The organism is Pseudoalteromonas sp. MMG033 (assembly GCF_057197785.1).
This window is the reverse complement of sequence record NZ_CM170070.1, coordinates 3,092,141-3,104,558: the sequence shown is the minus strand read 5'-3', so window position 1 is coordinate 3,104,558 and position 12,418 is coordinate 3,092,141. Positions and strand designations below refer to the sequence as shown.

At 42.4% G+C, this 12,418-nt stretch carries 8 protein-coding genes; 1 reads left to right on the top strand and 7 read right to left on the bottom strand.

Annotated elements, in window-relative coordinates; translation table 11 throughout:
* Positions 1-6: 6 nt before the first annotated feature.
* Positions 7-2,808 carry a TonB-dependent receptor gene (locus tag AC2CZC_RS13620; protein WP_484582188.1) on the bottom strand — a complete coding sequence of 934 codons (2,802 nt, stop codon included), beginning with the start codon at positions 2,806-2,808 and terminating at the stop codon, positions 7-9.
* A 656-nt stretch (positions 2,809-3,464) separates the two neighbouring features.
* Here AC2CZC_RS13620 and AC2CZC_RS13615 point away from each other — a divergent pair.
* A complete protein-coding gene (locus tag AC2CZC_RS13615) occupies positions 3,465-5,087 on the top strand; it encodes an alpha-glucosidase family protein (protein ID WP_484582187.1) in 1,623 nt (540 codons plus the stop codon).
* 37 nt (positions 5,088-5,124) lie between these two features.
* Here the strand turns inward: AC2CZC_RS13615 and AC2CZC_RS13610 are convergent, their stop codons facing one another.
* The 6 genes from AC2CZC_RS13610 to AC2CZC_RS13585 all read right to left on the bottom strand — a co-directional run bounded on the left by AC2CZC_RS13610 (position 5,125) and on the right by AC2CZC_RS13585 (position 12,386).
* Entirely contained in the window at positions 5,125-6,573 is a 1,449-nt protein-coding gene (locus AC2CZC_RS13610; RefSeq protein ID WP_484582186.1) for an EAL domain-containing protein, read from the bottom strand.
* A gap of 282 nt (positions 6,574-6,855) precedes the next feature.
* A complete protein-coding gene (gene ihfA, locus AC2CZC_RS13605; RefSeq protein ID WP_023400419.1) occupies positions 6,856-7,155 on the bottom strand; it encodes an integration host factor subunit alpha in 300 nt (99 codons plus the stop codon).
* Positions 7,156-7,157: 2 nt separating this feature from the next.
* Complete coding sequence (gene pheT / locus AC2CZC_RS13600; RefSeq protein WP_484582185.1) at positions 7,158-9,545, bottom strand: phenylalanine--tRNA ligase subunit beta; 2,388 nt, start codon at positions 9,543-9,545, stop codon at positions 7,158-7,160.
* Positions 9,546-9,558: 13 nt separating this feature from the next.
* Positions 9,559-10,539 carry a phenylalanine--tRNA ligase subunit alpha gene (gene pheS, locus AC2CZC_RS13595; RefSeq protein WP_039609339.1) on the bottom strand — a complete coding sequence of 327 codons (981 nt, stop codon included), beginning with the start codon at positions 10,537-10,539 and terminating at the stop codon, positions 9,559-9,561.
* An 84-nt stretch (positions 10,540-10,623) separates the two neighbouring features.
* On the bottom strand, positions 10,624-11,328 hold the full coding sequence (hda, locus tag AC2CZC_RS13590) for a DnaA regulatory inactivator Hda (protein ID WP_237135754.1): 705 nt from the start codon (positions 11,326-11,328) through the stop codon (positions 10,624-10,626).
* A gap of 2 nt (positions 11,329-11,330) precedes the next feature.
* The gene (locus tag AC2CZC_RS13585) at positions 11,331-12,386 is read right to left on the bottom strand and encodes a DUF2066 domain-containing protein (RefSeq protein WP_484582184.1); all 1,056 of its coding nucleotides are present in this window, start codon (positions 12,384-12,386) and stop codon (positions 11,331-11,333) included.
* Positions 12,387-12,418: the final 32 nt, after the last annotated feature.

Below are 12,418 nucleotides of genomic sequence, written 5' to 3'. Positions count from 1 at the left end.
CTCTACTTAAAACTTGTAGCTTGCGCCTAACAAGAATACGCGTCCATAATCTTGATAATCTCTAACTTGCAAGTGATTGTCACCAGATAAAGACGTAAATGGCTCTTCAGTGATATTCTGTGCCTGTAACGTCACAGCTAACCCTTCAAGGGATTTAATACCTGCTTCACCAAAGTCATAACCAATCTGAGCATCCCAAATTGTTTCACCCAGGATATCCACTTGCTCTGTTTTAAAGCCTGTACCGTATACATCACCTTTAAAGTCAGAACGTTTACGCATGCTGGTTCTGAACTGGAAGCCGTTATTTTCATAGAAGAAAGTTAAGCTTTGCACTTTTTCTGACAAACCTGGTAACTTGTATTCTTCACCGTTGTGATCTTCAACATCTTGATGAATACGCGTATGGCTCGCAATTAAACCAAAGCCTTCTAAGCTGCTGTGGATCAAAGTGAACGGGAATGTGACTGCCGCTTCGTAGCCCCATAGGTTACCACCGCCACCATTGACTTTCAGTTTACGTGTTGCAGTTGGATTTGCTGGAACCAGACCCGTCTTAGGGTTAATAACACCCGTTAAATCTTCTTCTGTGTTTGAATCAAAGATCCAGTTTTTAAGGTCTTTGTAGAAAGCCCCAACAGAGAAGTATCCTTCTGAGTGGTAATAGTTTTCATAAGTTAAATCAAAGCCATCAGCTTCTTTTGGCTCAAGCTGCGGGTTACCGCCAGTGATTTCCCAAAAGTTTCCACTGTCATCCGGCACATCTCTGTACGACCTGATAATAGACGAGTTCATCTCAGACATTTTTGGACGTGAAATCGTTTTAGCGTAACCAAAACGTAGCATTTGCTCGTCATCAATAGATAAAGACAAGTTCAAACTTGGTAGCACATGGCTGTAATCATGGTTTTCTCGGCTGTCTTCTAGTACAACTTGACCACTGCCATCAATCCCCGCTTTTGCACCTTTAGTATCGACTTCAGTTTTGACATAACGCAGACCTGCATTACCTTTTAGCGGCATGTCAGCCACTTCCATATCAATATTTGCTTGTACAAATGCAGCGGTGACTTCTTCACTCACTGACCAAGTTCTTGCTGCGTGGCTCGCATCCGTCAGGCTTTCCGCAAGTAGCGAGAAATAACCATCCGCGACCATCGCACGCGAGTCATAGGCAATCATATCGCCCATACCAATAAAGTCTAAATTCGCCGTACCCAAGCGATATTGATCAGGTACTGTCAATAAGTCGGTATTATTAGGGTAAGAGAAATCTTTTAAAGTCATAAAGTAACCTTCAGATACTTTTGACTTTTCACGCTCTTTATATGACAAACCCGCTTCCACTGAGCTGATATAATCATTATCTAGTGCATGCTTTGCAGCCAACTTGAGTGCGTTAATTTCGTCTTCTAAGACTGGCGCATTAATAAAGCCATCTTGCAACGTATTTTGGAATGGGTGATCCTCAACGTTTGTGCCGTACTTTTCATTAAGCGCTGTGCTGCTGCCCCAAGACAACGGACCGCCCACCTTGATTAAGTCATAATCACTATAATCCAGCTCATGAGTAAATTGTGCCCCAGTGTTGCCATCATTAAAGGTATAACCGATATTGTCAGCCGCACCACGCAAATCACCACGGCCAGTGCCTGAGTAGCTCTCTAAGCTCCAGATTTTGTTCTCAACGCTCGAGTGACTTAAATCAACCTCAATGGTTGTCGCATCAGTTAGCTCATAAGTAGCATTGAAGCCAAATGCCTGCATTTGCGCATCTTTAGACTCATAGTCATTACGTACAACGACTCTTTGGCCTTCTGTTACTGCACTAGTAATAAAACCAGACGCTTCGTCTATCGACACACTTTGCGGGTTCAGTTGACCTTGGCCCCAACCAAATGGAATTTCGATACCACGTAAGATTTTGTCTTCAGTAAAATCAATATAAAGCGCATCAAAGACCATAGATAGCTTGTCATTTGGTGCAGCTTCAAAGACAAACATCACGGAATCACGCTCAAGCGTTGTAGAGCGTACAAATGGTTTAGCTCCACCTAGAATTGAGTACTGCTTACCATTTTCTTCAAACTCTGGGTAACCCCAAGTGTTCCAACGCTTTTCTTGGTTAGGTGATGAGCTTGTTGTTAAAGCCAGTGCAACACCATATTTGTCATCTGCAAACTGATCAATGTATGAAAAAGTGCCACGTAAACCAGCATCATCAGCATCTGGGTTTAGCTTACCGATATCTGACTTTTCATAAAGTGCATTAACCTGTAAAACACGCTCATCCATACTTAAAGGACGTACAGTCTGCATATCAATAACACCCGCGATCCCTTCAGCTTCTAGGTTCGCGCTTGGCGTTTTATATACAGTAACACCACTCATAATCTCTGAAGGGTATAAATCAAACTCTACACCGCGGTTATCATTAATTGATACTTGTTCACGGCCATTGAGCGTCGTTGCCCCTTCATTTTCACTAAATCCACGTACCGTTACTTTATTTGAACGACCGTCTAATCGTTGCGATGTAAGACCTGGTAGGCGTGCGATTGACTCTGCAATTGAAGAATCTGGCAATTTACCAATATCTTCTGCGGAAATAGACTCTACAACCTCAGATGAAAAGCGTTTAGTATTGATTGACTTTACAACACTTGCACGGAAGCCGCGTACTTCTACAACTTCCACTTTCTTTTGATCATTTTTTACAGACTCTTCATTTTGCGCTGCAATTGCGTGATTGCTTAAGCCCGCAGTAACGAGTGCCAAGGTCAACATACTTGGTTTGAACGTAGACATAATGTTTTATCCCAATTAGCTTTTTGTACGTCGCTTTGTTGTTATTTACTTAATGCAGAGATTGATAGCAAAACTGCAAAAATAAATTCATTTGACGTTAATTTTGTTGTCACCCGCCATATTAGCGCTGTGACTTGGCTAGTCACAACTTTATGCATACGTATTCAAAGAAAGGTGAGCAGGCATGAACTTCAAAAAAGTCGTCTTTAAATACTTGTAACTTCATGCTTTTATTAACTTTATTTAATTTGCAAGCAAAATTAACAATTTAAGCAATGCATTTAAGTATATTTTACAAGCAAGTAACTCAATCGCTTAACAAGCAGATTATTACATAAAAATCGGCATATAGATGTGTGTTGAATATGTTTCCATGAAATTGGTATTACCAATTTAAATATTCCAAGCGCTTATAAAACCTGAGCGATGATCTATTTCACTATAAATTGGTAAAGATGATTTAGTAAACCTCCAATAGGCAGAGAACTGTCAAAATTTCATAATATTTTAAATGCATACGTATGCAGTTTTTTTACTCAAATGCATGCATGCCGTATGCTTTTCGACAATATTAACGACCAGAACCACTTTATACTTTTAGCTGGCTTAGTTCGCTTTAAGAAGTGGCTTCACTGCACAAAGCTGGAGAATCGTGCATGGCGCAAAATGAATGGTGGAAAGGTGCGGTAATCTATCAGGTTTACCCACGCAGTTTTAAAGACACCAAAGGTGATGGTATTGGTGACCTTAATGGCATCATTGAACGTCTTGACTACATAAAGTCATTAGGCGTTGATGCGATTTGGATATCCCCATTTTTTAAATCGCCGATGAAAGACTTTGGATACGATATCAGTGACTATCGAGATATTGATCCCATGTTTGGTAATATTGAAGACTTTGATAACTTGATTGCTCAAGCACATCAGCGTGATATCAAAATTATTATTGATCAGGTTCTCAGTCACACTTCCAATGAGCACCCATGGTTTGTAGAAAGCCGTCAAGATAAAAACAACGAAAAATCTGACTGGTACGTGTGGGCTGATGCTAAACCTGATGGCAGTCCTCCAAATAACTGGTTATCTATTTTTGGCGGCGTTGCGTGGCAATGGGAACCGAGAAGATGTCAGTACTATTTACACAACTTCTTAACTGAACAACCTGATTTAAACTTCCACAACCCGCAAGTTCGTCAAGCGGTATTAGACAACGTCAAATTCTGGCTAGACAAAGGTGTGGACGGTTTCCGCTTGGATGCGATTAACTTCTGCTTCCATGATAGTGAACTGAAGGACAACCCTGCTAAGCCAAAAGAGTTGAGACAAGGTCGAGGGTTTAGCGAAGACAACCCTTACGCGTTCCAGTACCACTATTACAATAACACGCAACCGGAAAACTTGGATTTTATGGCTGAGATCCGTGCCCTGCTTAACGAGTACCCGGGTACGGTCAGTTTAGGGGAAATTTCATCAGAAGACTCTCTTAAAACCATGGCAGAGTACACATCCGGTGGTGACAAACTGCATATGGGATACAGCTTTGAGCTACTAACCAATGATTACAGCGCTGAATATATTCGCGAAACGGTATCACGCCTAGAGGCTGTGATGACCGAAGGCTGGCCATGTTGGGCATTTAGCAATCATGACGTTGAACGCGTAGCCAGTCGCTGGTCTAAAGACGGCCAAACTGTGAATCCTCAGCAAGTGAAAATGCTCACCGCCTTACTTGGCTCACTGCGTGGCAGTGTTTGTATGTATCAAGGCGAAGAGCTTGGATTAGGTGAAGCACAGGTTGCATTTGAAGATCTTCAAGACCCTTACGGCATAACATTCTGGCCAAACTTTAAAGGCAGAGATGGCTGTCGTACACCCATGCCTTGGTCTATGGAACAAGCACATGCTGGCTTTACACAAGGTAAACCTTGGTTGCCTGTTGCTGATGCACACGCTCAAACTGCGGTAGATATTCAAGAGCAAGATGATGGCTCTATCTTGGCACAATATCGCGCATTTTTAGCTTGGCGAAAAACGCGCCCAGAGCTTGTCACAGGAGATATTGAATTTATAACGACCAAAGAGCCGATTTTAGCCTTTTATAGAACATTAGAAGACAAAAAATTGCTTTGTTTGTTTAATCTGACGGAACAAACTTCTGAATTTGTGGTCGAACAAGACATAAAGGTTTCCATGGATGAACTGGCCCACCATACCGGTGAGCTTAAAGCAGGCACAGTAACCCTGCCCGGTTACGGCTGCTATTTCGCATCTATCTAACACAGATGACCTCAAAAGCCCCATTTATGGGGCTTTTTCATTCCTGTATTAAATTTTTAAACGCGCTGATTTTCAATGCTTTACTGTAATACCAACCTTGGTGTACCACCACACCTCGTGCGCTGAGATAATCAGCCTGTAATTGTGTTTCAACCCCTTCGGCTATCAGCTTTTTCTCTAATTTATCAGCCATTTCAATCACTGCATTCAATACTGGGGATTGCAAGTTATCGAGTCCAATGGACGCCACAAAGCTTTGATCTATTTTCAACAAATCAATTGGGAAGCTCTGTAAATATTGTAATCCACAGTAACCCGTTCCAAAATCATCAATGGCAATCTCAACCCCTAACTCCACTAGCTGATAAAGTACCGACTTAATTTTAGCTTGGGATAACACATCTCGTTCAGTAAGCTCAATGGTCAAGTTATTAAACACACTCTTCGCTTCACACAGCTTTTTAATATAGCTTGGACAACTCAAGAGGTAGCCATTGACATTAAAAGAGACTTTAAAATCTGGCTTAACTGCTATTACTGGCGCCAGATCAGATATCGCTTTATCTATTTGGTAAAGAGACATCTCCAAAACGGTGCCGTCTCGCTCGGCCTCAGGTACAAAATAAGTCGGTCCAAGCTCTCCCTCCACAGGATGCATCCATCTTATCAATACTTCGGCACCAAGAATATTTTGCGTCTTTGCATCAATTAAGGGCTGATATACATTGAATAATTCTTGTCGGTTTAGTGCCCCTAGCAACAAGGCTCGGCTACTTAACACGCGTTTATCATAATGGTTGAGCAATATCACCAGACCTAGCCAAGATAATACGTACATCAAGCAAAGTGCAGTTAACCATACTGGACTTGGCAGACCTAAATAACGCGCATTTTTACTGACCACGACCGATAATTGCGGCACATTTTTAAATGGTCTTATATGTATAAACTTACGAGTTTGATCATCAAATACTTTTTCAAGCTCAATGTTTTGCACTATGGGGAAAATCGAGTGCCCTAGCGGTAAGCTGTAGTCGCCTTGTAAAAAGACCGGCACCCCGGTTTCACTATCCACAATGGCGATGTAATCAAGTTCACTGTATTTACTCAAGTGCAGCATATCCTTTATCCACTCGGTAGGCAGCAAGGCATTGACCTCGTAGCCGTCATGCCGAGTGCGTGCCAATACAAATGCGGACACTTGCAAAAACTCAGAAATAATGGGGCCATGATATCTAAGCCCTCGTTTCTTAGGTGGCTCGCTAATGAACATAGGGGTAGGAAGTAAGCCAAAAGAATTGCATACGAGCTCGCCACTGGGGTTAACAATGCCAATTTCGCTCACAGCAGGGTGTTTAAAGACAAATTGCCTCATCTGCTGAATGGTTGCAGCAGAGCATTGCACATCAATGCTATCGGATTGATGTAAAAAAGTATCAACATTATTTAGCTGAGACCCAAAATCGAGTATGACGCGCTCAGCCATCGCCCTAACATCAGCTCGATTAGATTCTGCATGCTGGATGTAAGTAAACGTGGATATAAGGCCAAAAAGAAACGAGCAGATCAGCCAAGAAACTACAACATTTTTAGAATGATTAGCCCAAACTGACAGCCTCTGACCCAAGTTAAAACCTCAATATAAAAGAAGTTACGAAAGTGTAGAGAGTAGATATTACCAATATATGACAAAGGGTTTACCCTTGCGAGTAAACCCTTTGATGTAAAGCCTTACAAATAAAGGGTAGAAACTACCCCGTTATTTGGCTTACAGGTTCTTGCTTGTGCCTACTTCAACACGAGTTTTTAACTTCTGACCTGGTCGAAAAGTTACTACACGCCTTGCAGAAATAGGTATATCTTCTCCAGTTTTAGGATTTCTACCTGGGCGTTGTTTTTTATCACGCAGGTCGAAATTGCCAAAGCCAGAGAGTTTAACCTGCTCTCCGTTTTCAAGCGCTGAGCGGATTTCTTCAAAAAACGCTTCAACTAAGTCTTTGGCATCCTTTTTATTTATCCCCAGTTTTTCAAATAGGTGTTCAGCTATGTCGGCTTTAGTAAGCGCCATATCTAGTCCCTCAACGATGCATTAAATTGTTTGGCCAATTCGGCCACGACTCTGTCTACAACTTCGTTGATATCTTTCTCTTCGAGCGTTTTATCAACGTTTTGTAGGGTTAGGGCGATGGCTAAACTCTTATAATCGGGTTCAATACCTTTGCCCTTATACACATCGAATAAGTTTAGGTCAACTAATTGATTTCCGCCAACTTTCTCAATGCTTTCTAAAATATCGCCTATTTTTACATCATCTGCAACTAAAATAGCAATATCTCTGCGATTTGATGGAAATTTTGAGATACTAACCGCTTCTGGCAGCTTTCTTTGTGAAATTGCATCCACTTCTACCTCAAATACAAACGCTGTGTCGTTCAATTCTAACGACTTTTGTAATTGAGGGTGTATCGCACCAATAAATCCAACTTTTACGCCATCAGCATAAATCGCTGCTGATTGACCAGGATGTAAACCATCACTTGCTTCGGCTTTAAAAGTAAATCTAGCAGGGTCGTTGCAAACTGCAAGTAATGCTTCAACATCGCCTTTAATATCAAAGAAATCAACTTTGCGACTTTCAATACCCCAGTGTTCGTTGTGCGTATTACCATAGACAATACCACCAATCACTGCGCTTTGACGTACACCGTTTTCTGCGCTTTCGTCTTTAATGAACTTTAAACCATGCTCAAAGAAACGAATACGTGATTGCTGACGGTTTTGGTTATATACCAAGGCGTTCACAAGACCCGGCATTAAACTCACACGCATTGCTGACATTTCAACAGAAATTGGGTGAGGTAACACAAGCGCATCGCTTTGTGGATGAAGCAGTGCTTGCTTCTTAGGATCTACGAAGCTGTACGTAATAGCTTCTTGGTAACCGCGAGCAACAAGTTCATTGCGGAAACGTGAAACTGGTACAGATGCCTCTTGGTGATCTGTCATTTTAAGTGCTGCAGTTGGCGCAACATTTGGAATGTTGTTGTAGCCAAATACGCGTGCAACTTCTTCGATAAGATCTTCTTCAATACTGATATCAAAACGGTAACTTGGCACTTGTGCTTGCCACTGACCCGCTTCAACCGATACCTCAAGGCCAAGACGTGTCAAAATATCAGTTACTTTAGCATCTTCAATGTGATAACCGATAACACGGTCTAAACGCTCACGACGAAGTGTGACTGATTTAGCCGCAGGTAAGTCTGCATCAGAAACCGCTTCAACAACCGGACCTGCTTCACCACCCACAATTTCAAGTAGCAACGCTGTCGCACGCTCCATAGCATCACGCTGTAGCTGGTGATCAACACCACGCTCGTAACGGTGAGATGCATCAGTATGTAAACCATAACTACGTGCTTGACCAGCAATCGCTAATGGGTTGAAGAATGCACTTTCAAGTAGGATATCTTGAGTACCCTCTTTAACACCAGATGCTTCACCACCAAAAATACCCGCCATTGCTAACGCTTTTTCATGGTCAGCAATCAGTAATGTTGATGTATTAAGCTTAGCGGTATTGCCATCTAGCAATACTAACTCTTCATCTTGCTGTGCTTTACGTACCTTGATGCCACCAGAGATAGCGGCAAGGTCGAATGCGTGCATCGGATGACCTAGCTCAAGTAATACATAGTTAGTCACATCAACAACAGGGTCGATTGAACGAATACCTGAACGACGTAGTTTTTCTACCATCCAAAGTGGTGACTCAGCGTCAAGGTTAATACCCTTGATAACACGACCTAAATAACGAGGACATGCGTCGCTATCTACTAGCTCAATATCAATCTTGTCATCAATGGTTGGCTCAACTGTGTCGATAGTAACTTCGGTTACATCTAGACCGTTTAAAACACCCACTTCACGTGCAAGACCTTTAATGCCTAAACAATCACTGCGGTTTGCTGTTAAATCAACATCGATGGTTACATCATCAAGTGCGAAATATTCACGAATATTTTGACCAATTGTCGCATCAGCCGGTAATTCTAAAATACCATCAGAGCTTTCTGCCATGCCAAGCTCTTCAAACGCACAAAGCATACCGTGAGACGGCTGACCGCGTAGCTTCGCTTTTTTAATTTTAAAGCCGCCAGGTAAAACCGCGCCAACTTTAGCTACCGCTACTTTTAAGCCTGCACGGCAGTTTGCTGCGCCACATACGATGTCTAGTAGTTCTTCTTCGCCAACATTTACTTTGGTGACGCGAAGCTTATCTGCATCTGGGTGCTGGCCACACTCAACGACTTCACCAATGACTACACCATCAAAATCACCAGCAACTGGATCTACACCATCTACTTCTAAACCTGCCATAGAAAGCTGTTCAGAAAGAGCATCCGTATCAATCGCAGGATTTACCCACTCTCTTAGCCACTTTTCACTAAATTTCATTTTTGGTTCGCTCTTATCTGAATTGGTTTAGGAATTTTAAATCGTTTTCGAAGAATGCACGTAAGTCGTTCACGCCGTAACGTAACATCGTCAAGCGCTCAACACCCATACCGAAGGCAAAACCAGTGTATTTTTCAGGGTCAATTCCGACTGAACGTAGAACATTTGGATGCACCATACCGCAACCAAGTACTTCTAACCATTTCCCATTTTTGCCTTTTACATCTACTTCAGCAGACGGCTCAGTGAATGGGAAGTATGAAGGACGGAAACGAATTTCCATGTCTTCTTCAAAAAAATTACGTAAGAAGTCGTGCAAAATACCTTTAAGCTCAGTAAAGCTCACGTTCTCATCTACCATAAGGCCTTCAACCTGATGGAACATTGGCGTATGTGTTTGGTCGTAATCATTACGGTACACACGTCCAGGAGAGATAATACGAAGTGGAGGCTGCTCAGCTTCCATGGTACGGATCTGTACGCCACTTGTTTGAGTACGTAAAACAAGCTTTGGATTAAAGTAGAACGTATCGTGGTCAGCACGCGCAGGGTGATGCTCAGGAATATTCAAAGCATCAAAGTTATGAAAATCATCCTCAATTTCAGGACCTGATTTTACTGCAAACCCGAGCTCACCAAAAAATGATTCAATACGCTCAATAGTGCGCGTTACAGGGTGTAAACCACCTGTAGGCGCTGTACGTCCAGGTAAAGTCACATCAATTGTTTCTGCTGCTAGTTTTTGCTCTAGTGCAGCATTTGCAAGTGCTTCACGTTTTTCGTTAATTGCAGTTTGTACCTGGTTTTTTGCTTGGTTGATTACTTGACCAGCTTCTTTACGCTCTTCTGGCGCTAGCTTGCCTAGGGTTTTTAATAGCCCAGTAATCTCACCTTTTTTACCAAGGTAGTTAACTCTGACTTCCTCAAGTTGCGCAATCTCACTGGCACTTGAAACGGCTTCAAGCGCTTGCGCTAAAATATTCTCTAAGTTCATTCTATACCTGATCTGGTTGAGGTAATTTGCCTTTTCTGAATCAGTTATGATAACTGAAAGGTGGGGCTAGATTCTAGCCCAAATTCACAGCTTTAGTGTTGCTTTTATAAAAGGAATGGTAAGTTTTCGCTGTGCGGCCATGGATGCGTGGTCCAACTTGTCCAAAACATCCAATAATGCTCGCATATCTCGGCTTAATCTGGTCAATAAAAATCGCGCACATTCATCACTTAATTCAAGCCCACGCATATGCGCACGCTTAACCAACGCCTCAGCTTTATCATCATCACTCATGGAACGGATCTGAAAGGTGGTACCCCACGCCAATCGAGATTCTAAGTCAGGCAATTCGATGTTAAGCATATTTGGCAACAGATCCGCGGTCATCACCAAGCACTTCCCCGCTTCGTTAAAGCGATTAAAAAAGTTAAAGAGTGCTTTTTCCATCGCTTCATCGCCCGCCACTAAATGCACGTCATCAATACAGACTACATCGAGTGCATCTAGGCCTTCCAATACATCAGGGCCAAATTTAATGACCTCTCTCAGTGACAGTAAAATGGTTGAAAGGCCAAGTTCTTGAGCGTGAATACACGTCGCATACAACAAGTGGGATTTACCAGAGTCGGCCAGCCCACATAAATAAGTAAATTGAAAACTCGCCTGAATGTCGCTCAGCGCTTTCTTTAAATGCGTGACTTCCAGTGATTCTTCACCACCGAAATAAGACGTAAATGTCTCATCATCCGGCAATGTTACAGGTAAAGCTAACTGCATAGGATCTAACATGATTACTGCCCTACCCAGCTGTACCTTAAGTTTTCAGCGCTGACGACTTGGTGAAATGCTCTGGGATCGACGTACACTTCAAACGATTGCTCAAGTTTAAGTGATTTTTGTAAATCCGACACAGAAGATAAATGCTCAACTTCAAATTGAACTTGTTGCCTGTTGCGATAGATGACATCGACATTATTGACAGTACTGATAGTTAATAGCTCTCTTTTCGCTCGCTCGATTTTATCAAACGTTCTTAATCCGTCCACCGTGATCACGGTGCTATTGGTTGCGTATGACTTGGTAGGGTCAATGATATACTCGCTCGCTAACGCTGCTGACATATCATTTATCATTGAAATCAATAACTGCTGCTTGTCGCCCACAAGTTGTACAGACTCAAACATATCCGCGTCAGTATAACGCCAATCTAATTGCCAGCTACTTGAATTGGCCTGCTTAAACAAACGTCCTGTAATCACTCGCTCAGCATTATAACGGGCCGATGCTGCTTCAACTGGCTCTGAGAAGTTTCCCCATACCTCTGCAATACCAACCTGAGCGCGGTCAGTTAAGTCCATCAAGGGCACGACAACGGGGATCCCCCACTCAGCTGCCGTGTCATAAATTAATCGCTCTAATTGTGGGTAACTCTCTTGCGTGACAAAGTCGCGTCTTAAATTGTCTTCAATCACCAACCAAATAGCGATTAAAGGCCGTCTGTTGCCCCACAAACCAAAGCCACTTTCCCTAACTAGGCTTTCAACTTTCTCTGCTTCAAAGCGCACTTTTATTTTCAGCTCTTGGTTAGCATGCTCGATATACTCATACTTGAGCATATAATCTGAAATGCGCCTTTTACTTTTTTTAATTAAAGGGTGGTTGCTATGACCGGCCTTGCCAGTGAGCTTTTTAATCACTTGGTCAAGTGCATCTTGACTCGCCTTGGCCCGAGTGGCTCGCGTTTTATCGTCAACCACTAACGTCGCTTCATATAGATCAGTTACCTCTATCGCAAACGCTGAGCTGCACATCCAAAAAAGACAAATAAAGAAGAGTTTTTGTGCCATTCGCAACCATCTAAACAAAAATAAAGTTTGAT